Source organism: Actinoallomurus acaciae (assembly GCF_042429965.1).
Taxonomy (GTDB): domain Bacteria; phylum Actinomycetota; class Actinomycetes; order Streptosporangiales; family Streptosporangiaceae; genus Actinoallomurus; species Actinoallomurus acaciae.
In genome coordinates, this window is record NZ_JBHLZP010000095.1 from 1 (window position 1) to 21,111 (window position 21,111).

Consider the following 21,111-nt stretch of genomic DNA (forward strand, 5'->3'; position numbering starts at 1 on the left):
CCGCCCGCGCACCGCTGGGCGGAGCGCGACCCGGCCGCCGCCGAGCGCCTGACCGCCACCCGCGCCGTGGTCGCCGCCCTCGCCGACGAGCACACCATGCCGACGGAGAACCTCCTCCAGCCCGACACCGTACGGCGGCTGGCATGGAGCCCGCCGGAGACGATCAACGAGGATTCGGTCGGCCTCGTGCTGACCGCACTCGGAGCCCGGTCGTGGCAGGTGGAGCTGACGGCGAAGCCACTGGCCAAGGCGCTGGTCAGGCTGGCGACCAAGAGTGAGTCCTCAGAGGGCCGGGAGTGAGTCCTGAGGGACCGCCCTCCGGGGCCGTCTCCGAGGCGATCCGCACCCCACGGCTGGAGCTGCGGCCGCTGACCCCCGATGCCGCACGGGACCTCGCGGACGGCGACTACTCGGGCGTACGCGCCGGCACCGACTGGCCCACGTCGTCGACACCGATCGTGGCGATGCGCGCCGCCGCGGACCCGGGCGCACTGACCTGGCTGATCGCCCACCACGACATGGTGATCGGCGAATGCGGCCTGAAACACGCACCGGGCCCGGACGGGTCGACGGAGATCGGATACGGCATGGGCGCGGCCTGGCGGGCGAACGGCTACGGCACCGAGGCGATCCGCGGCCTGCTCGAGTGGCTACCGAACCTCTCCGATTGCCGCCGGGTGACCGCCGAGGTGCACGAGACCAACCTCGCCTCCCGGCGACTGCTCGAACGCCTGGACTTCACCATCGACCACCTCTCCTCGCCGTACGTCTGGTACGCCCGCACGCTCCGCCCTTCCTCGTGAGCCTGCGGGCTCTGCCCTTCCTGATGAGCCCGCACCCTCTTGCCCGCCCGTCTCCGTGAGCCCGCGAGCCGCGTCCTTCCCGATGGGCCCGCACCAACCTGGCTACCGGATGGTTCCTGCCACCAGGCCGGCCAGGTGTCGTTTGACCTCTGGGAGTTCGATCAGTTCGGCCATGACCTCGCGGAGGTCGGCGCTGTGTCGGTCGGTGCGGAGGAGGGCGCTCTGTGCTCGGGTGTCGCGGAGTACCCGGGCGGCGATCGGGTGGCGTCGCTCGGTGTAGCCGTTCAGCACGGGCTCGGCCGACCGGCCGGTCGCCACGGCGGCCAGCGGTGTTCCGAGGTCCATGGCGTCGTGCAGCCCCAGGTTGAGGCCCTGTCCGCCCATCGGGGAGTGCAGGTGTGCGGCGTCTCCGGCGAGGAGGAGGCGTCCGGAGCGGTAGTCGCGGGCGAGCCGGGTGTGGTCGGTGACCCGGACCGCGCGGCGCAGATCCGCGACGCGGACGTCCGGTGACCCGCTGACCCGGCGGAGCGCGGCGGTGAACTCCTCGGTCGTGACCGGGCCTCGCCACGCTTCGGCGGGGCGGCCGAACTCGGCGACCACGAGTTCGCCCGGCGGCGGGTTGACGAACATGATCCCGCCCGGAGTGCGGTGCACGCCGGGCGTGAGGAGCGCGGGGCCCTCCAGCGTCGGTTCGCCCATCAGCACCACCATCGCCGGGTCCACGTCGTCGAAGGCGAACCCCGGCGCGCGGCCGACCACGCCGCGCGCCCCGTCACAGCCCGCGCCCCATCGCCCGGTCACCCGGCTGCCGTCCGCCAGCGACGCGTGGACCTCCGTGCCGGTGTCGCGCACCTCGACGACCTCGCAGTGGTGGCGGATCTCGACGCCGAGGCGACGGGCGTGGTCCGCCAGAACCGCCACGAGCCTGCCCTGCCACACCTCACGCTGGACCGGCACGTCGTCCAGCGTGCCGTCCCGGTCCAGCAGCGGGAGCATCGCGAAGTGGCCCTTCAGCCGCCGCGAACCCCAGCTGCGCACCAGTTCGGCGATGTCGGCCGGCGCGCCGTCACCCGGGTCGCCGTCGAAGTCGGCGATCGCCGGCCCGTCCGTCGCCTCGGCGCGGCGCAGCACCTCCTCCAGCAGTCCCCGCTCGGCGAGCATCCGCAGCGTCCCGGCCTGCAGGCCGCGGTCGCCGTCCTCGTCCGGAGCCGGCTCCTTCCCGTCGCCCTGTTCCAGGACCACCACCGAGGCTCCCGCACCGCGTACCTCGGCGGCCAGCAACAGCCCGACCGGGCCGCCTCCCACCACGACGACATCCCACATCGTTGCCTCCTTCGATCCGTACGCCGGTCCGTATGCAGGTCCGCATGCCGGTCCGTATGCCGGTCCGTATGCCGGTCCGCATGCAGGTCCAGGGTTGCGATCCGTCACCGGTGGCGACCAGAATTTCCTTCGGCCACGCTTGATTCATCCATGACCGAGGTTGCGATGCCGGTTCACTCCGTGACCGACGACCTGGACGCGCGACTCGTCCATGCCCTCCAGCTCGACGGCCGCGCGCCGTTCAGCACGCTCGCGGCCGTTCTCGGCACCTCGCCCCAGACGGTCGCCCGGCGCTACGCCCGCCTGCGCGAGCCCGGAGGCCTGCGCGTCATCGGGCGGACCGACCCGCCTCGCGACAGAGTCCGATGGATGGTGCGGCTCAGCAGCACGCCCGACGCCGCCGTCACGATCGCTCAGGCCGTGGCCCGCCGCGCCGACGCCTCATTCGTCGCGCTGGCGTCCGGCGGTACCGAGGTGATCTGCGTCGCCGAGGGGCCGGGCGACATGTCGGAGACTCCCCTGCTGCGCAGGCTTCCGCAGACCCCACGGGTCGTCGCGGTGCGGGCCCATCAGCTTCTGCACCTGATCTTCGGCGGTCGCAGCGGGTGGTACGCCAAGCTCGACGCGTTGAGCTCCGAGCAGGTCGCGGCGCTGCGCCCGCCGGTCCCGTCCGGCGACCCGGTCACCCCCGACCGCGTCGACCACCTGCTGCTGGAGGCGCTCTCCCGCGACGGCCGCACCGGCAGCGCGGCCCTCAGCCGGATCGCCGCAGTCACCGAGTCCAGCGTCCGGCGCCGGGTCCAGCGGCTCCGCGACGCCGGGCTGCTCTACTTCGACCTCCAGCTCGACCCCGCCGTGCTCGGCTATCACTCGACCACGCTGCTGTGGCTCTCCGTCACGCCCGCCCGGCTCGAACCCGTGGCTGCCGAGCTGGCCGGCCACGCCGAGGTCGCGTTCGCCGCCGTCACGACCGGGCGCGCCAACATCGTCGCGGCGCTGATCTGCCGGACCGCCGACGACCTCTACCGCTACCTCACCCGCAGCCTCTCCCCGCTCGACGGCATCGTCCAGGTCGAGACGGTCCCGGTGATGAGGCAGGTCAAACACCTCACCAGCGACGGCCTCGTACGCCCGGGGTGAGGCCGGTCTCAGCGGCGCACGCTCACAGGGACACGAAGGTCAGGCCGCGCTTCTTCAGCTCGGGGATGACCTTGCGCAGGGCCTTGATGGTCTCCGAACGGTCGCCGCCGCCGTCGTGGCAGAGCAGGATGTCGCCGCCCTTGGCCTTCAGCATCGCGCGCTTGATGTGCCCGGTGCCCGGACGCGCCCAGTCGCGCGGGTCGATGTCCCAGTCGATGGGGATCATGCCGTGCCGGGCCGCCGAGTGGAACACCGCGTGCGACCAGGCACCGCCGGGCGAGCGGAAGAACTTCGGCGCGACCCCGGTCGCCTCGCCGATGCGCACGTGCGCCTCGGTGATCTCGGCGTCGACCTTCTTCCTCGACATCGAGGCGATGTAGAGCGGGTGGGTCATCGTGTGGTTGCACAGCTGGTGGCCCGCCTGGACGATGCGTTCCGCCAGCTTCGGGAACTGCTTCACCTGGATGCCGATGAGCGAGAAGGTCGCCTTCACCTCGAACTCGGCCAGCAGGTCGAGCATCTTCGGCGTCCACTCCGGCTGAGGGCCGTCGTCGATGGTCAGCGCCACGGCGTTCGGCGGGGCCGTCGGGAACAGGTCGTGCACCCGGTGTACCGCGTCGGTACGCGCGGGCACCGGGGCGTGAGGCGGAGGTACGACGCCCGGCCGCGGGCCGGGCTTGGGCCGTTTTCTCTTGACCGGCCGGATCGGCGGCGGTCCCTGCGCTAAGGGCCGGGCGGGGAGGGGCGTTACCCGGCCATCGTCGCCCACGGCGAGCGCCCCGAGGCCGGCGGCGCCCAGAGCGAGCATCCGACGGCGAGTCATCACGTCCCGAAACTCCACATGTCAAACGCTATGCCCTCTAGAGGCACTTGGGGTACATCTGGCCCCACCAAATCAAGGGCAATGCATCGCCAAATGGATCATCTGCCAGCACTCCCGGCGACCTACCCGCAAACGTCACAGGCCACGGGCTTGCGTCGCCCCCTCCCGAGCCGGAGAATCGCGATTAGGTTAGGTTTACCTAATGACCTAGGCCCGAACGTCCGGCTCCGGTCCTGGAGCCCCCTGGAGGAGGTGCGCCCCCTTGTTGCTCGGCAACTACCTCATCGGCCTGCGTGAAGGACTCGAGGCCTCACTCGTCGTCAGCATCCTGATCGCATATCTGGTGAAGTCGGGCAACCGCGCCGCGCTGGCACCGGTCTGGGGAGGCGTGGGCACCGCCATCGCGCTCGCCATCGGCTTCGGCGTCGTGCTGAGCGTCGCCTCCGGAGAGATGCAGTTCAAGACGCAGGAGTCCTTCGGCGGCATCCTGTCGATCATCGCGGTCGGGCTCGTGACCTGGATGGTCTTTTGGATGCGCCGTACGGCACGGTTCATGAAGGCCGAGTTGGAGGGCAAGCTGCAGGGCGCGCTGTCGATGGGCCGCGGGGCGCTGTTCGCGGTCGCGTTCCTGGCCGTCGGCCGGGAGGGGCTGGAGACCGCCCTGTTCCTGTGGACCAACATCAGCAACGCGAACAACTCCACCGAGCCGATCGTCGGCGCCGTGCTCGGCCTGCTCACCGCGGCGCTGCTCGGCTACCTGCTCTACCGGGGCGGGCTCCGGCTCAACCTCAAGAAGTTCTTCACGATCACCGGCGCGGCCCTGATCGTCGTGGCCGCCGGCGTCTTCGGGTACGGCTTCCACGACCTGCAGGAGGCCTCGATCCTGCCCGGCCTGACCACTCTCGCCTTCGAGCCGAGCACCTGGTTCTCCGGCCTGGGCCAGGTCGGCCAGTGGCTGCAGACCTCGCTGCAGGGCGTGTTCAACCTGACCCCGCAGGTCACCATCGCCCAGGCGATCGCATGGGTGGTCTACATCATCCCGGTGATGTTCTTCTTCCTGCGCCCGGCCAAGCCGCAGGTCGCGGCCACGCCGCAGAAGCAGACCGCCGGCGCGGGCGGCTGACCGCGGCCGGCGCCGTCTCGGGCGATCGGCCCGGCCTCCACGTACGGATCGTGAGCCCGCGTCGGCGGTGCCGTGGACGAACGCGTCGCGGAGCCCCCGCGGCCTCGGGAAGCCGGTGCGGCACGACCGCCCATCGCATCGCGGGACAGGTCAGCACGGAAGCGGACGTCGCACGGCACCGCGTACGGGGCCGGCCGTTCACCCCCGTACGAGCGAACCGTCAGGCCCCCGCGGCCTCGGGAAGCCGGTGCGGCACGACCTTGCCCATCGCGTTGCGGGGCAGGTCCGCGCGGAAGTGGACGTCGCGCGGCACGGCGCACCGGGCCAGCCGTTCGCGGACGTGCCCGCGGACGGTGTCGGCGTCGAGCCGCTCGCCCGGCTCCGTGACGATGTAGGCCGCGAGCCGCTCGCCGTACTCCTCGTCCGCCACCCCGGTCACCGCGACCTCGCGCACCTGCGGCAGCCGGGCGATCACGTCCTCGGCGGCGGCCGGGTAGACGTTCTCCCCGCCGGAGACGATCATCTCGTCGGCGCGGCCGTCGATGTAGAGCAGCCCCTCGTCGTCGAGGTGGCCGACGTCGCCCATGAAGAGCATGCCGTCACGGGTCTCCGCCGGCACGCCGCCGGTGTAGCCCTCGAAGCGCGTGCCGCCCGCGACGTAGATCCGGCCGGTGGCGCCGCGCGGCACGGGGCGTCCCTCGGCGTCCAGGATCGCCACTCGGGCGCCGCTCGCCGGCCGGCCCGCGGTGTCCGGATGCGCGCGCAGATCGGCGGCGGTGGCGATGCTCACCCAGCCCGCCTCGGTGGAGCCGTAGACGTTGCACAGCTCCGTCGAGAAGGCGTCCATGAAGGCCGTGGCCAGGTCGCCCGGCAGCCGTGAGCCGCTGACCGCGGTGACGCGCAGCGAGGAGGTGTCGTACGCCGCGCGCGTGCGCTCCGGCAGGGCCAGGAGGCGCTGCAACATGATCGGTACGGTGATCAGCGTGGTGCAGGAGCGTTCCTGGATCGTCGCCAGCGTCCGCTCGGGGTCGAAGCGCCGCCCGAGCACGACGGTGCCCCGCATCGCCAGGGCGAGCTGGAACGAGGAGTAGCCCCACGCGTGGAACAGGGGCGCCTCGATGAGCATCCGGTCGCCGACGCGCAGCGGGGTGCGCGACAGCATGGCGGTGAGCGGCACGAACCCCGGGCGCGGCGGGCGGCGCGCGCCCTTCGGCCGCCCGGATGTGCCGGAGCTGAGGAAGACGACGCGCCCCTGGATCGGCGGCGGCTCGAGAGCGGGCGCGGGCGTCGCCTCGATGAGTTCCTCGACGGTGGGTCCGGAGCGGCGCCGGGCGCCCTCCTCGGCCCAGGCGGTGACCTTCGTGAACCGGCGCCCGCCGCGGGGCAGCACGTCGGCGAACTCCGCGTCGGCGATGACGATGTCGGCCCACAGCTCGCGCATCACACTGTTGAGCTGCCCGGGCCCGAGCCCGGTGCCCAGGAGCACGACCTCGGCCCCGCGCTTGCTGCAGGCGATCAGCGACTCGACCAGGCCACGGTGGTTGCGGCACAGCACGGCGACCCCCAGGCGGCGGCCGCGGCAGTCGGGGATCAGCGCGACGGCGAGCCGGTCGGTGCGCTCGTGCAACTCGGCGTAGCTCAGCTCGCCCTTCTCGTCCACCAGGGCCGTACGGTCGGGGTCGCGCGCCGCCGCGGCGGCCAGGCCGCCGGCCAGCGTGGTGCCCCAGTGCAGCAGGGCGGTGAGCTGGCGGGTGGCGCGCAGTGGCCGCCACGGCCACAACAGGCCCCTTTTCGCCATGGTGAGCGGAACGTTGAGGGCCTGACCCGCCCAGCGTCCGGGGCCGGAGCGATACTCCGGTCTGGCGTGCACCACTGACGTGTCACTCCCTGCGATCCCGTGATTCCGGTCAGGCTACGGCGGGGACACGTCTCCAGCAAGACCCGCTTTCACGTCTGCTGTTACTGACGAGTAACCTATAGGCGGAAGAACCCATCAGCACCGCATCAGAAGGAGGACCGACCGTGCCTCGTATCGCGCGTGACGTGGTCTTCGTCGACGGCGTACGCACGCCGTTCGGCAAGGCCGGCCCCAAGGGGCTGTACGCCGAGACCCGCGCCGACGACCTCATCGTCCGGGTGATCCGCGAGCTGCGGAGGCGCAACCCCTCGCTGCCCGCCGAGCGCATCGACGAGGTCGCCATCGCGGCGACCACCCAGACCGGCGACCAGGGCCTCACCATCGGCCGCTCGGCCGCGGTGCTGGCCGGACTGCCCAAGAGCGTCCCCGGGTACGCCATCGACCGCATGTGCGCCGGCGCGATGACCGCCGTCACGTCGGTCGCCGGCGGCATCGCCTTCGGCGCGTACGACGTGGCCGTCGCCGGCGGGGTCGAGCACATGGGCCGGCACCCCATGGGCGAGGGCGTCGACCCCAACCCGCGGTTCCTGTCCGAGAAGCTCGTCGACGGGTCCGCGCTGGTCATGGGCATGACCGCGGAGAACCTGCACGACCGGTACCCGCAGATCACCAAGGAGCGCGCCGACGCGTACGCGGTGCGGAGCCAGCAGAAGGTCGCCGAGGCGTACGAGGCCGGCCGGTTCCAGCAGGACCTGGTGCCGATGGCGATCCGGTCCGCCGAGAAGGGTTATGGCCTCGCGACGCGCGACGAGCCGCCGCGTCCCGGCACGACCCTGGAGGACCTGGCCGGGCTGAAGACGCCGTTCCGCCCGCACGGCCACGTCACGGCCGGCAACGCCGCCGGGCTCAACGACGGCGCCACGGGCTGCATCGTCGCGGCCGAGGAGGTCGCCGCCGAGCTGGGCCTCACCGCGCGGATGCGGCTCGTCGACTACTCGTTCGCCGGCGTCGAGCCGGAGGTCATGGGGATCGGGCCGGTCCCCGCCACCGAGAAGCTGCTCGCGCGCAACTCGCTGACCATGGACGACATCGGCCTGATCGAGATCAACGAGGCGTTCGCGGTGCAGGTGCTCGCCTTCCTCGACCACTTCAAGATCGCCGACGACGACCCGCGCGTGAACCCCTGGGGCGGCGCGATCGCCATCGGCCACCCGCTCGCCTCTTCGGGCGTACGCCTGATGACGCAGCTCTCCCGCCACTTCGCCGAGCGCCCGGACGTGCGCTACGGCCTCACCACGATGTGCGTGGGCATGGGCATGGGCGGCACGGTGCTCTGGGAGCGAGTGTGACGAGCGAACGGAGTGGGCGGGCGGGTGAGGAACGAGCCCGCCCGCGCAGTGAGTGAGGAGCGGGAGCGACCCGTAGGCAGAGAGGCTGTGCGATGAGTGTTACCGAGATCTTCTCCGATGAGGTCGTGACGCACGCCCACGTACGGGACGTCGAGTTGCCGTACGGTGCGGGCACGATGGCGCTGATCACGCTTGACAACGGGTTCGACCACACGAAGCCGAACACGTTCGGGCCGGGCGGCCTGACGGAGCTGAACGCCGCCCTGGACTCGGTCGCGGCCCGTGACGACCTCGTGGCCGTCGGCGTGACCGGCAAGCCGTTCATCTTCGCGGTCGGCGCCGACCTGAACGGCGTGCCGCTGATCACCGATCGCGAGCAGGCGCTGGAGATCGCGCGGCTGGGACACGCCGTGTTCCGCCGGCTGGGCGAGCTGGCGGTCCCCTCGTTCGCGTTCGTGAACGGCGCGGCGATGGGCGGCGGCGTCGAGGTGGCGCTGCACTGCGCATACCGGACGATCTCCTCGGGCGTGCCCGCGGTCGCGCTGCCGGAGTGCTTCCTCGGGCTGGTGCCCGGCTGGGGCGGCACGTACCTGCTGCCGCGCCTGATCGGCGCGGAGAACGCCCTCAAGGTCATCGTCGACAACCCGCTGAACCAGAACAAGATGCTGCGCGGTCCGCAGGCCTACGAGCTCGGTATCGCCGACGCGATGTTCGAGCCGGCCGACTTCCTGGAGGAGTCGCTGCGCTGGGCGGCCCGCGTGCTGACCGGCGAGGTGACGGTCGAGCGCGCGCCGGTCGACACGGGCGCGGCGTGGGACGAGGCGATCGCCCAGGCTCGCTGGCGGGTCGAGGGCAGGCTGCACGGCGCGGCGCCCGCCCCGGTGCGGGCCCTGGACCTGGTGGCGGCGGCCAAGGACCGCACGCGCGACGAGGGGTTCGCGGCCGAGGACGACGCGCTCGCCGACCTGATCATGAGCGACGAGCTGCGTTCCGGGCTCTACGCCTTCGACCTGGTGCAGAAGCGGGCCAAGCGCCCGGCCGGCGCCCCGGACAAGGCCCTGGCCCGCCCGGTGACGAAGGTCGGCGTCGTCGGCGCCGGGCTGATGGCCTCCCAGCTCGGCCTGCTGTTCGCCCGCCGGCTCGGTGTGCCGGTGGTGCTGACCGACCTCGATCGGGAGCGGCTCGGCAAGGGCGTGGCGTACGTGCACGCCGAGGTGGACAAGCTGCTCGGCAAGGGGCGGATCTCCGCCGACGAGGCCGCCAGGCTGAAGGGCCTGGTGACCGGCTCGCTGACCAAGGACGCGTTCGCGGACGCCGACTTCGTCATCGAGGCCGTCTTCGAGGAGATGGGCGTCAAGCAGCAGGTCTTCGCCGAGGTGGAGGCCGTGGTCTCGCCCGAGTGCGTGCTGGCGACGAACACCTCGTCGCTGTCGGTGTCGGAGATGGCGGCCAAGCTGCGGCACCCGGAACGGGTCGTCGGGTTCCACTTCTTCAACCCGGTCGCGGTGCTGCCGCTGCTGGAGATCGTGCGCGGTGAGCAGACCGACGACGCGACGCTGGCCACGGCGTTCGCGACCGGCAAGGCGCTGAAGAAGTCCTGCGTGCTGGTCAAGGACGCCCCGGCCTTCGTGGTCAACCGCGTCCTGCTGCGGATGCTCGCCGAGATCGTGCAGACCGTGGAGGAGGGCACGCCGATCGACGTGGCCGAGCGCGCGGCGGCGCCCCTGGGCCTGCCGATGCCGCCGTTCATCCTGATGGGGCTGGTCGGCCCGGCGATCGCGCTGCACGTGAACGAGACGCTGCACGAGGCGTTCCCGGACCGCTTCCCGCTGTCGGGCAAGCTGGCGAAGCTGGTCGCGGCCGGCAAGCCCGGGGTGTACCGGCCGGACCTGACGCTCGACCCGGAGGCCGTGGAGATCTTCGCGGGCGGCACGTCGCCGTCCACGGAGGAGCAGGTGCTCGAGCGGGCCCTCGGCGCGCTGGCGGAAGAGATCCGCATCATGCTGGACGAGGGCGTCGTCGCGGCTCCCCAGGACATCGACCTGTGCATGATCCTGGGCGCGGGCTGGCCGTTCCACCTGGGCGGCGTGACGCCGTACCTGGACCGCACGGGCGTCGCGGAGCGCGTGACCGGCTCCCGCTTCCTCGACCGTGGCGTCGCCTCTCTGGCGTAGCAGACCGGGTGAGAGTCCCCGGCGGCCATCCGGGGACTCTCTTCAGGAACTCATGTCAGGCCGGGTACGGAGTCGCGTCGCGTGCCGCGCTCAGGGCGGCGGCCCACCAGGCGAGCTGGTCCAGCACGACCTTGGCGTACCCGGGCGCCTCGGGATCCAGCGGCCGCCCGTCCTGCCACGAGGTGAAGTAGTTCGGGAACGCCAGGCCGTCGCGGATGGTCACCGCGTGCAGTTCGGTGAGGACGTTCTCCAGGTGGAGGACGGCGTGACGGCCTCCGGCCACGCCGCCGTAGCTGACGAAGGCCACGGGCTTCGCCGTCCACTGGGTGAAATGCCAGTCGATGGCGGCCTTCAAAGAGGCCGGGTAGCTGTGGTTGTACTCGGGCGTGACCAGGATGAACGCATCCGCCTCCTCCAGGCGGGAGGTCAGGGGCGCCATCGCCTCGGGGCGCGGGTAGGAGTCGCCGGCGAACTTCGGCGGCGCCGCCGGCAACGACAGCGGGATCTCGACGTCGGCGAGGTCGACGACCTCGACGTCGAACCCGCCGTGTGCGCGCGCCTGTTCGGCGACCCAGGAGGCGGCGACGGGCCCGAACCGGCCTTCGCGGACGCTCCCGACGATGATGACCAACGTGTGCTTCTCGCTCATGTGCTCCACGGTCCACCGCCGCCGGGGCGGCGACCAGACCGGCCGCAGACCGGCCCCCACAGGGCCACGCTGCGCCCGGGACAACGGGATTCGGGCGGCCCTAGACTCCGGCCATGGGCACGCCACTGGGCGACTTCGTCCGCGCCAAGCGCGACAGCATCCAGCCCGCGTCGTTCGGGCTCCCCGAGCACGGCCGCCGGCGCGCCCCGGGGCTGCGGCGCTCGGATCTGGCCACGCGCGCCGGGATCAGCGTCGAATACCTCACCCGCATCGAGCAGGGACGGGACCGCAACCCGTCCCCCGCCGTGCTCAACGCCCTTGCCGACGCGCTGAGCCTGGACGCCGCCGAGCGCGGCCACCTGCGCTACCTCGCCAAGATCACCGGCGGGGCCTGCGCCGGGCACCGGCCGGCGGCACCGCCCAGCCGCCACGTCCGGCCGACCGTGCTGGCGACCCTCCGGCTCCTCGAGCCCGCGGTCGCGTTCGTCACCAACCGCCTCGGCGACGTGCTCGCGCACACCGGCGGGTTCGCGTCGGTGATGCGCGAAAGCGGACTGCTGGAGACCCGGGAGCCGAACCTCACGCGCTACGTCTTCACCGACCCGCGGGCCCGGACGTTCTTCGCCGACTGGGACCAGGTGGCCGACGAACAGGCCTTCGACCTGTGGCTCGGACCGTCCGCGGAGGCCTCCGAGTGGTTCAAGGCCGAACTCGCCCCGCTCGCCGGGCAGGAGTTCACCCGGCGGATCAGCCGCCACCTGCCCCCGCCGCAGGTCCCGCTTCGGCTCAACCACCCCACGGGGCAAGAGCTGCGCTGGGAGCGAGAACGCTTGGAGCTGCCGCCCACCGACGCGCAGGAGCTGGTCGTCCTCCTGCCCGCCGACGAGGCGACCGAGCAGGCCATGGAACGCCTGCTCCGCTCCGGCGGCGCCCTTCACGCGATCGGCTGACCCGACCGGCGCATGCACCCCGGCCGCGCCCGGAGAACGGTTCAGATCGGTTCCGCGACGCCGATGACGGCCACGTCGACCTCGTGGCCCGTACGTGTCCCGGGGTCGTGGACGACGCGGGAGGGCAGGCCTCCGAGCGACCCGGGATCGGCGTGGTGCAGGGCCCGGTCCCGGCAGACCTGCTCGAAGTGCGGACCGAGGACGCTGCTCGAGAACCGGCGACGGCCGGCGTGACAGACCCGAGCGGTGTTGCGCGGGCACTCCAGCCGGTCCCAGACAGGCCGCATGATGGCGTGGTAGAAGCTGATCAGCGGCTCCGCGATGCGATGGGTGGGCCCGGTGGTCGCGGAAGACGTCCGCGTCCCGATACGGCGGCCCTGCGGCCTCCAGGACGTTGATGGGGTGTGCGATGTCAGTGGCCGTCGGCGACCGCGCCCAGGACGGACAGGTACAGGGCGGTGTCGCGCAGGTCCGGCTCCTCCGCGAGCAGGTAGCGGGCCTCGCGGAAAATCGGGGTTGAGGACGGTTCGTACGACCCGGTCGTCGAAGGCCTCCGGACCACGCGGGGCGTCGCCACGGACGAACTCGCGCCGGTAGGCGGGCGTTCCGCCGACGATCGCGTTGACCTGGAGGGCCGAATGGGGATCGGTGATCCCCCACAAGTCGGCGGCGAGCCGGTGGTCGAGGGGTGCGGACGACCAGCTCGAGCCCTGCCCGCCCACGCAGCGGGGCGCTTGCGGGCAGCAGTCCGCCCATGAACGACAGGGCGGGGCCGCACAGCAGCAGGCGGGCTCGGGAGGCGGTGCGCTGCTCGCGCAGCGGGCGCAGCGCCTCCTGAACGATCGACGGCAGCTCGGGGTTGCTCTTGGCGAGGTAGGGAAACTCATCGATCACGACCGGCACGGGCCGCTCGGCGCCGAGCGCGAGGAGCGCATCGACGGCCTCGTACCAGTTCGCGAAGGGTAGGGGCTGGCGGGCCGCGCATGAGCCGTGAGCGCGGCGCTGATCCGGCGCGGCGACTCGGCATCTTCGGCCTCGGTCGCGCCGGAATAGAAGCCGCCGCCGGCCCGGCAGGCGGCGTCCAGCAGGAACGTCTCGCCTGGCGGCGTCGCCCGGAGACCACCCCGTACCTCTGCAACAGTGGAGCGCCTGTTGTTCCCCCTGCCACCGGCGGTCAGTGCACTAGGTGGGCGTAGACGATGATGTTGCCCAGGTAGTGCATCGTCTTCTTGTCGTACTCGCCGCCGCACGTGATGACGCGCAGCGCCGCGTACCCGGTCTTCCCGTACACGCTCTGTGTGGGGAACCGGTCCTTGGCGACCGGCACGACGCCGTCGACGGTGAACGTCGCCACGCTGCCGCCCGTGCGCGTCACGTGGATGCGGTCGCCGCGGCGCAGGCTGCCGAGCCGGAAGAACACCGCCTGCCGGCGGTGGGCGTCGACATGGCCCAGCACGACCGCCGCGCCCTTCTGGCCGGGCGTCGGGCCGTACTTGTACCAGCCCGCGAGGTTCGGGCGGCTCAGCGCCGGGACCTCGACCGTGCCGTCGGCGTTCTGGCCGAGCGGTTCGATCGGGGCGTTCACGTGGATGCGCGGGATGGTGATGCGCACCGGCAGCGCCCGGCTCATCGGCCGCGCCTTCACCACCGGTTCCGGCGCGTTGATCGAGGTCGTCTTCGGCGGCTGCGGCGGGCCGCCGCCGTTCCAGCCGAGGGCGATCATCGTCACGCCCGCGCCCACCACGACGACCGTGCCGCCCGCGACGAGGACGTTCGAGCGCCGGCGGCGTCGCGTCACCGGCGGGCCCGGAGAAGTCCAGCCCGCGTCGGTGTACGTGCCGAGGTCGGGGGCGGTCGCGTCGATCGCGGGCAGGCCGAGATCGGGGACCGTGGCCTCCGCCGTCGGTACCCCGCCCCCGTCGTCTCGCCGGCGGTGCCGCCCGGGCCGTTCGCTCAGGTGCCGTTCACCAACCTGCCGTACGCGATGATGTTGTCGACGTGGTGCCCCCACGACGCGTCGAACCGGCCACCGCAGGTGATCAGGCGGATGCCCGGGTACGACAGCCTGCCGTACACCTTCTGCGTCGGGAAACGGCTCTTGGCGATCTGCTCGAGCCGGGTGATCTGGAAGGTGGCGACGCTGCCGTTGGCGCGCGTCACCTGAACGGTGTCCCCGGGCTTCAGCGTGCCCAGCTTCTCGAACACCGAGGGACGGCCGTTGCCGACGTTGTGCCCCAGGATGACCGACGCGCCCTTCTCACCGGGAGTCGGGCCGCCGTCCCACCAGCCGGTCGTGTTCGGCTGATTCAGCGGCGGCACCTGGATCGTGTGGTCGGGGTTGAGGCCGAGCTTCATGATCGGCGAGCTGACGTGCAGCTTCGGGATGCGCAGCCGGGAGGGTACCGAGCGGGCCAGCGGCTTCGCCGGGGCCGCGGCCGGCGTGCTGCTCGACACGGACGGAGCGGGCGTCCACACCTTCGCGGGCGGCTTCGCGCCGCCTCCCCCGCATCCGGCCGCGGTGATCGCGAGCAGGGCGCCGGCCGTCACGCCCACGACGTGACGGCCGGCACGGTACCGCTCAGGGAGCACTCAGGCTCCAGCCGACGAACGCCGGCGGGTGTAGAGGAAGGTGCCGCCCGCGATGCCGGCGGCCACGACGGCCACTCCGCCGGCGATCAGGCCGGTGTTCCCGCCGCCGTTGCTCGAACCGTCGCCGGTCTGCGGGGCGCCGCTGGGCAGCCCGGTCGGGCTGCCGGAGGAGGTCGGCGTCGGGGTGGGCGTCGGCCGCTTGTGCGGCCGGGTGGTGAACGTGTCGCTCCAGCGCCCGCAGTGGACCTCGACCTTGTACTGCCTGCCCTCGACCAGGTTCTTGCGCGTGGTCTCCTTGGCCGCGTAGCCGCCCTCGGTGCCCGTCGGCGTGAAGGGGCGGGCGGTGACGAAGAGGTGGTCCACGTCCACGATCGTCGGCACGACCGCGCAGTTCTCGACCGTGAAGGTCAGGGTGTCCCCGCCGAAGAAGGACTTCGGCGTCACGTCGGCGGAGGGCGCCTTGCCCGTCGGCTTCGCCGACGCCGACGGCGTGTCCTTGGTGAAGCCGCCCCCCGAGCCCGGCGCCGGCGTGCCCGTCGCGAACGCCGGTCCCGCCGCGCCCACGGCGACGATGGCGACCGCCCCGCCGACTGCCCCCAGTCGTGCGATGTTCATTCGATTTCCCCTTAGAGAAGTGCGTGGCGTCGGTCGAAGGTGGCCGGAGCGTCGCCACGACGTTTCAGCGCAGCACGCTAGCGGCGCGAACAGGGAAATCACCGATCAACGAGACATACTGGCAAGCTATGGCCATATCGGCAGGTGAAGTGCAACCAAACCGGCGAATCGCGCGTCTAAGGACGTGATCGACGCTTTCTGGAAGTCAGCCTCGGGAGTCATGCCCGTACGCCCGGCGCAGGGCCTCCCAGCCGGACAGCTTCACGCGTTCGCCGCGGTCGAGCATGCGCGCCAGCTCGATCTCACCCGCGTCGATGCCGAGCCAGTCCTCGTACGTCACGGCCCGCACGCCCCGCGACTCCAGCAGCGTCTCGATCGACCGCCGCTCCCGTGGGCGTCCGGCATGGTCGGCGAGCAGGGCACGGACGGTCTCCGCCGCGTCGGCCTTGTTGGTGCCGATCACTCCGGTGGGGCCGCGCTTGATCCAGCCCGCGACGTACTCCCCCGGCAACGGCGTGCCGTCCTCGCCGAGGACCCGGCCGCCCTCATTCGGCACGACGTACGCCCGCGCGTCGAACGGCACTCCGGGCAGGGGCACGCTCTGGTACCCGACCGAGCGCAGCACCAGGCCCACGGGCAGCGTCTCGAACTCCCCGGTGCCCACGACCCGGCCCTCGGCATTGAGCGTGGTGCGCTCCAGCCGCAGTCCCTCGACCCGGCCGGTGCCCAGGATCTCCACCGGGCGCAGCCAGAACCGCAGGTCGAGGCGGCGCGGCAGATCACCGGCCGGACGGCCGGCCCACTCGCGCATGACCGCGAGGTTGGCGCGTACGTGCCGGTCCGACTCGGCCAGCGCGGCGCTCGCCGGATCGAGCCGCAGGTCCTCCTCGCGGACGTGCACCTCGGCGCCCGGCAGCGCGCCGAGCTCGCGCAGCTCTTTGGTGGTGAACTTGGCCTGCGCCGGCCCCCGCCGCCCGATCATGTGGATGTGGCGCACACCGCTGCCGCCGAGCAGGGTGAGGACCGGATCGGGCACGTCCGTGGCGCGCAGTTCGCCGGCGGTCTTGGCGAGCACCCGTACGACGTCGACGGCGACGTTGCCGACGCCGATGACCGCGACGGCGTCCGCCGACAGGTCCAGCGCGAGGTTCGTCGCGTCGGGGTGGCCGCAGTACCAGTTGACGAAGTCGGTCGCGGCGACGCTGCCGACCAGGTCCTCACCCGGGATGCCCAGGTGACGGTCGATCATCGCGCCGGTCGCGTAGATCACCGCGTCGTAGCAGTCCAGCAGCGTCTCGCGCGTGACGTCCTTGCCGAACTCCACGCCGCCGAGGAAGCGCACGTCGGGATGCTCCAGCACCCGCTGCAGGTAACGCGCGATCGACTTGATCGACGTGTGGTCGGGTGCCACGCCGTAGCGCACCAGGCCGTACGGCGTCGGCAGCCGGTCGAAGATGTCCACGTGGACACCACCCTGCGCCTGCTTCACCAGGGCCTCAGCGGCATAGATGCCGGCCGGTCCGGATCCGATGACCGCCACGTGAAGAGCAGATGCGTCCACCACGCCGACATTGTTCCCAGATCGCGGCCCGAATCCCATGCTCGCCGCGATCAGTCCCGTGTCACCCCGACCCGGCGGGCGGCCGCGCCCACCCGGCTGTGGCCACGGCCGTACAGGAAGTAGACGGCGAAGCCGGCCACCATCCAGATGAGGAACCTCAGCCAGGTGTCGACCGGCAGGTTGAGCATGAGGTAGCCGCAGGCCACGACGGCGAGGAACGGCAGCACCGGAGAGGCGGGCACGCGGAACGAGCGCGGCAGGTCCGGATGGGTGTGCCGCAGGATCACCACGCCGATCGCGACCACCGCGAAGGCGAACAGCGTGCCGATGTTCACCAGTTCGGCGAGCGCCGAGAGCGGGACGAGCCCGGCGATGAGGGCCACGACGACGCCGATGATGATCGTGATCCGGTACGGGGTGCCGTACCGGGGATGGACCCTCGCCAGCCACGGCGGCAGCAGGCCGTCACGGCTCATCGCGAAGAAGACCCGGCTCTGCCCCAGCATGAGGATGAGCACGACCGTGGTGAGGCCCGCCAGCGCGCCGACGCTGACGACGGTGGCGAACGCCGGGTGCCCGACGTCCGTGAACGCCTGGGCCAGCGGCGCGTCGACGCTGAGCCGGCGGTAGTCGCGCATGCCGGTGACGACCAGCGAGACCGCGACGTACAGGGTGGTGCAGACCAGCAGGGAGGCGATGATGCCGATCGGCAGGTCGCGGTCGGGCCTCTTGGTCTCCTCGGCGGCGGTGGCGACCACGTCGAAGCCGATGAAGGCGAAGAAGACGATCGCGGCCCCGACGAAGACGCCCGCCCAGCCGTACGCCGTCGGGGTGTAGCCGAAGAGCACCTGGATCAGTGGTGTGTTGCCGCCGTGCGTCCCGGGCGTGGCCGTCGCCCTGGGTACGAACGGGTGGTAGTGGGCGCCCTTGACGAAGAACAGGCCCGCGACGATGACGAGCAGGACCACCGCGATCTTGACGGCGACGATGACGGCGTTGACCCGCGAGGAGACCTTCACGCCGAGGACGAGCAGCGCGGTGACGGCCAGCACGATCAGCGTCGCCGGCACGTTGAACGCCGCGTCCTCCCCCACCAGCGAGGCGGGTAGATGGAGACCCAGGTCGCCGAGGAGGATCGCGGCATAGCCCGACCAGCCCACCGCCACGGTCGCCGCGCCGAGCGCCAGTTCGAGCATGAGGTCCCAGCCGATGATCCAGGCGGGCAGCTCACCGATGGTGGCGTAGGAGAAGGTGTAGGCCGACCCGGCCACCGGGACGGTGGAGGCGAACTCCGCGTAGCAGAGCGCGGCGAGCGCGCAGGCGATCCCGGCCGCCACGAACGACAGCGCCACGGCCGGCCCGGCGTTCTCCCTGGCCACCTTGCCGGTGAGCACGAAGATGCCGGTCCCCACGATGACGCCGACGCCGAAGACGGTGAGATCGAGCGCGCTCAACTCCCGGCGCAGCTTGGATCCCGGCTCGTCGGTCTCGCGGATGGATCGTTCCACCGACTTGGTACGAAGAACACTCATCACAATCCTCGCTGGCAGGGTGATCGTTTGAATCACCACGAGAACCGATGCGGAGCACGCAGAGCGGATCTCGCCCGATCTTTCCTGGTCAGAGGGGTGCTTCGAGTGTCTCAGGAGCCGGAGAGGGCCGCCGGCCCGGAGGCCGGGCCGGCGGCGGTCGTCACTCGGTGGGTTCGAGGACCGAGTCGCGGGAGATGGCGGCGGTGATGTCGCGGGCCAGCCCCTGGGGGGTCAGGCCGATGTCGGTGAGGATCTGCGCCCGCTTGGCGTGGTCGAGGAACCGCTGGGGGATGCCGAACGTACGGACCGGCACGTCGACCTCGCCGTCGCGGAGCAGCCGCGCCACCGCGTCGCCGACGCCGCCGACGCGGATGTTGTCCTCGACGACCGCGACCAGGCGGTGTTCGGCGGCCAGGCCGATGAGCTTCTCATCGAGGGGCTTGACCCAGCGGGGGTCGACGACCGTGACGCCGATGCCGTGCGCGCCGATCAGCTTGGCCGCCTCCACGGCGGTGCCCGCCATGGAGCCGACGGCCACCAGGAGCACGTCGCCGTCCTCCGACCGCGACAGCACGTCGACGCCGCCGGTGCGCTCGATCGCCGGGACGTCGTCGCCGGCCGGGCCCTTGGGGAAGCGCACGACGGTCGGGCCGTCGTTGACCCCGACCGCCTCACGGAGCTGCTCGGTGAGCTGGCCGCCGTCGCGCGGAGCGGCGATCCGCAGGCCCGGCACGACCTGCAGGATCGACATGTCCCACATGCCGTTGTGGCTCGGCCCGTCGTCGCCGGTGACACCCGCGCGGTCGAGGACGACCGTGACGGGCAGTCTGTGCAGCGCGACGTCCATCAGAAGCTGGTCGAAGGCCCGGTTGAGGAAGGTGGCGTACACCGCCACGACCGGATGCATGCCGCCGAACGCCAGGCCCGCCGCCGACGTCACCGCGTGCTGCTCGGCGATGCCGACGTCGTAGGTGCGCTCGGGATAGACCTCGGCGAAGGACGCCAGGCCCGTCGGGTGCAGCATGGCAGCGGTGATGGCGACGATGTCGGGCCGCTCGGCGCCGAGCCGGACCAGCTCGTCGCTGAAGATCTTGGTCCAGCTGGGGCCGCCGCCCTTGGCGAGCTTGCGGCCGGTGGCAGGGTCGAACAGGCCCGGGGAGTGGAAGCACTCCTCCTCGTCGTTCTCGGCGGGCGCGTAGCCGTAGCCCTTGCGCGTGATGCAGTGCACGATGACCGGGCCGCCGAACGCCTTGGCCTTGCGCAACGCGTGCTCGACGGCGGCCTCGTCGTGGCCGTCGATCGGGCCGACGTACTTCAGGCCGAGGTCCTCGAACATCGCCTGCGGCTGCAGGATGTCCTTGATGCCCTTCTTGATGCCGTGCAGAGCGTCGTACGCCATGCCGCCCACGACCGGCGCCTTCGGCACGGTGCGCTTGATCAGGTCGAGCGCGTGCTCGTAGCCCCGGGTCATGCGCAGGTCGGCGAGGTGGCTCGCCAGGCCGCCGATCGTCGGGGAGTAGGAGCGGCCGTTGTCGTTGACGACGATGACGACGCGCCGGTCCTTGCCCGCGGCGATGTTGTTCAGCGCCTCCCAGGCCATGCCGCCGGTGAGCGCGCCGTCGCCGATGAAGGGCACCACGAACCGGTCGCCCTCGCCGCGCAGCTGGAACGCCTTGGCGATGCCGTCGGCGTAGGACAGGGCGGTCGAGGCGTGGGAGTTCTCGATCACGTCGTGGTCGGACTCGGCCTGGCTCGGGTAGCCGGACAGGCCACCGCGCTGCCGCAGGGTCTCGAAGCCGTGCCGCCCCGTGATCAGCTTGTGGACGTACGCCTGGTGGCCGGTGTCGAACAGGATCCGGTCGCGCGGCGAGTCGAAGACCCGGTGCAGGGCGATGGTCAGCTCGACCGCCCCGAGGTTGGGGCCGAGATGACCGCCGTTCGTCGACACGGCGGAGATGAGGAGGTCACGGATCTCACCCGCGAGCTGGGGAAGCTGGTCCGGCTCCAGGCGCTTGACGTCTTCGGGCCGTTCAATCGACTCAAGTAGGGTCACCCGGGTCATCTCCTCGTGTTTCTGCGGATGCCGATTTTAGTGGTGCTGCCAACCGGTGGGACGCGGACGGTCCTGGGCGAAGTTCGTGTAACGCGCCGTAACAATCGGATATAAAGAACGGGATGAGTGAACAGAGAGTGACGACAGACGAACTGATCGTGCTGCTCGACGCCGAGGGACGGGCGGCGGGCACGGCGCCCAAGGCGCTCAGTCACCACGAGTCCACCCCCCTTCACCTGGCCTTCTCCTGCTATCTGACGGACGACGCCGGGCGGGTCCTGATCACTCAGCGGGCGCACGGCAAGACGTCGTTCCCCTCGGTGTGGACCAACAGCTGCTGCGGGCATCCGGCGCCCGGCGAGCGCCTGCGCGAGGCGGTGCGCCGGCGGGTGGACACCGAGCTCGGCCTGCGAGCCGAGGCGCTCACGCTCGTGCTGCCGGACTTCCGCTACCGCGCGACGGCGGCGAACGGCCTCGTCGAGAACGAGCTGTGCCCGGTGGTTCGGGCGACCGCGGCCGGCGAGCTGCGGCTGCACCCGGACGAGGTCGCGGCGGCCGACTGGCGCGAC

General features: G+C 71.8%; 19 protein-coding genes and 1 pseudogene. 8 read left to right on the forward strand and 12 right to left on the reverse strand.

The genetic code is table 11. From position 1 onward, the window contains the following. Positions 1 to 300: pseudogene (locus ACFFNX_RS15340) on the forward strand (ribonuclease D); the annotation flags it as partial. Further along, entirely contained in the window at positions 297 to 803 is a 507-nt protein-coding gene (locus ACFFNX_RS15345; RefSeq protein ID WP_378201450.1) for a GNAT family N-acetyltransferase, read from the forward strand. The pseudogene ACFFNX_RS15340 and the gene ACFFNX_RS15345, both read left to right, overlap by 4 nt. A gap of 102 nt (positions 804 to 905) precedes the next feature. On the opposite strand, the gene ACFFNX_RS15350 is transcribed toward ACFFNX_RS15345, so the two are convergent. Further along, entirely contained in the window at positions 906 to 2,126 is a 1,221-nt protein-coding gene (locus ACFFNX_RS15350) for an FAD-dependent monooxygenase (RefSeq protein ID WP_378201453.1), read from the reverse strand. Between the two features lie 150 nt (positions 2,127 to 2,276). Here ACFFNX_RS15350 and ACFFNX_RS15355 point away from each other — a divergent pair, with 150 nt between their 5' ends. Beyond that, positions 2,277 to 3,266 (forward strand): Lrp/AsnC family transcriptional regulator, encoded by a 990-nt coding sequence (locus ACFFNX_RS15355; protein WP_378201456.1) that lies wholly within the window; start codon positions 2,277 to 2,279, stop codon positions 3,264 to 3,266. A 22-nt stretch (positions 3,267 to 3,288) separates the two neighbouring features. On the opposite strand, the gene ACFFNX_RS15360 is transcribed toward ACFFNX_RS15355, so the two are convergent. Further along, complete coding sequence (locus tag ACFFNX_RS15360) at positions 3,289 to 3,900, reverse strand: polysaccharide deacetylase family protein (protein ID WP_378201459.1); 612 nt, start codon at positions 3,898 to 3,900, stop codon at positions 3,289 to 3,291. A gap of 451 nt (positions 3,901 to 4,351) precedes the next feature. On the opposite strand from ACFFNX_RS15360, the gene efeU reads away from it, so the two are divergent. Further along, on the forward strand, positions 4,352 to 5,212 hold the full coding sequence (gene efeU, locus ACFFNX_RS15365; RefSeq protein ID WP_378201462.1) for an iron uptake transporter permease EfeU: 861 nt from the start codon (positions 4,352 to 4,354) through the stop codon (positions 5,210 to 5,212). Between the two features lie 220 nt (positions 5,213 to 5,432). Here efeU and ACFFNX_RS15370 read toward each other — a convergent pair whose 3' ends face one another. Continuing rightward, a complete protein-coding gene (locus ACFFNX_RS15370; RefSeq protein WP_378201465.1) occupies positions 5,433 to 7,010 on the reverse strand; it encodes an AMP-binding protein in 1,578 nt (525 codons plus the stop codon). A 224-nt stretch (positions 7,011 to 7,234) separates the two neighbouring features. On the opposite strand from ACFFNX_RS15370, the gene ACFFNX_RS15375 reads away from it, so the two are divergent. Together ACFFNX_RS15375 and ACFFNX_RS15380 are read left to right on the forward strand one after the other, a co-directional pair. Next, positions 7,235 to 8,419: a thiolase family protein gene (locus ACFFNX_RS15375; RefSeq protein ID WP_378201468.1), complete on the forward strand. Its 1,185-nt coding sequence runs from the start codon at positions 7,235 to 7,237 to the stop codon at positions 8,417 to 8,419. Positions 8,420 to 8,511: 92 nt separating this feature from the next. Beyond that, a complete protein-coding gene (locus ACFFNX_RS15380) occupies positions 8,512 to 10,593 on the forward strand; it encodes a 3-hydroxyacyl-CoA dehydrogenase NAD-binding domain-containing protein (protein ID WP_378201471.1) in 2,082 nt (693 codons plus the stop codon). Positions 10,594 to 10,648: 55 nt separating this feature from the next. On the opposite strand, the gene ACFFNX_RS15385 is transcribed toward ACFFNX_RS15380, so the two are convergent. After that, positions 10,649 to 11,242, reverse strand: a complete 594-nt coding sequence (locus tag ACFFNX_RS15385; protein ID WP_378201475.1) for an NADPH-dependent FMN reductase — start codon at positions 11,240 to 11,242, stop codon at positions 10,649 to 10,651. Positions 11,243 to 11,355: 113 nt separating this feature from the next. Between ACFFNX_RS15385 and ACFFNX_RS15390 the strand changes: the two genes are divergently transcribed. After that, the gene (locus ACFFNX_RS15390; RefSeq protein ID WP_378201479.1) at positions 11,356 to 12,192 is read left to right on the forward strand and encodes a helix-turn-helix domain-containing protein; all 837 of its coding nucleotides are present in this window, start codon (positions 11,356 to 11,358) and stop codon (positions 12,190 to 12,192) included. A gap of 41 nt (positions 12,193 to 12,233) precedes the next feature. Here the strand turns inward: ACFFNX_RS15390 and ACFFNX_RS15395 are convergent, their stop codons facing one another. The 8 genes from ACFFNX_RS15395 to dxs all read right to left on the reverse strand — a co-directional run bounded on the left by ACFFNX_RS15395 (position 12,234) and on the right by dxs (position 20,542). After that, complete coding sequence (locus ACFFNX_RS15395; RefSeq protein ID WP_378201482.1) at positions 12,234 to 12,479, reverse strand: hypothetical protein; 246 nt, start codon at positions 12,477 to 12,479, stop codon at positions 12,234 to 12,236. Between the two features lie 125 nt (positions 12,480 to 12,604). Further along, on the reverse strand, positions 12,605 to 12,769 hold the full coding sequence (locus ACFFNX_RS15400) for a hypothetical protein (RefSeq protein ID WP_378201485.1): 165 nt from the start codon (positions 12,767 to 12,769) through the stop codon (positions 12,605 to 12,607). Positions 12,770 to 13,366: 597 nt separating this feature from the next. Continuing rightward, a complete protein-coding gene (locus tag ACFFNX_RS15405) occupies positions 13,367 to 14,203 on the reverse strand; it encodes a class F sortase (RefSeq protein WP_378201488.1) in 837 nt (278 codons plus the stop codon). Beyond that, a complete protein-coding gene (locus ACFFNX_RS15410; RefSeq protein ID WP_378201491.1) occupies positions 14,146 to 14,781 on the reverse strand; it encodes a class F sortase in 636 nt (211 codons plus the stop codon). The genes ACFFNX_RS15405 and ACFFNX_RS15410 overlap by 58 nt, the downstream gene beginning before the upstream one ends. Further along, entirely contained in the window at positions 14,782 to 15,396 is a 615-nt protein-coding gene (locus tag ACFFNX_RS15415; RefSeq protein WP_378201494.1) for a hypothetical protein, read from the reverse strand. 205 nt (positions 15,397 to 15,601) lie between these two features. Further along, the gene (locus ACFFNX_RS15420; protein WP_378201497.1) at positions 15,602 to 16,996 is read right to left on the reverse strand and encodes an FAD-dependent oxidoreductase; all 1,395 of its coding nucleotides are present in this window, start codon (positions 16,994 to 16,996) and stop codon (positions 15,602 to 15,604) included. A gap of 11 nt (positions 16,997 to 17,007) precedes the next feature. Beyond that, entirely contained in the window at positions 17,008 to 18,489 is a 1,482-nt protein-coding gene (locus ACFFNX_RS15425; RefSeq protein ID WP_378201500.1) for an amino acid permease, read from the reverse strand. Between the two features lie 160 nt (positions 18,490 to 18,649). Next, positions 18,650 to 20,542: a 1-deoxy-D-xylulose-5-phosphate synthase gene (gene dxs, locus ACFFNX_RS15430; RefSeq protein ID WP_378201503.1), complete on the reverse strand. Its 1,893-nt coding sequence runs from the start codon at positions 20,540 to 20,542 to the stop codon at positions 18,650 to 18,652. Between the two features lie 122 nt (positions 20,543 to 20,664). On the opposite strand from dxs, the gene idi reads away from it, so the two are divergent. Continuing rightward, positions 20,665 to 21,111 (forward strand): isopentenyl-diphosphate Delta-isomerase (gene idi / locus ACFFNX_RS15435; protein WP_378201506.1); only part of this gene is annotated, 447 nt, incomplete at its 3' end.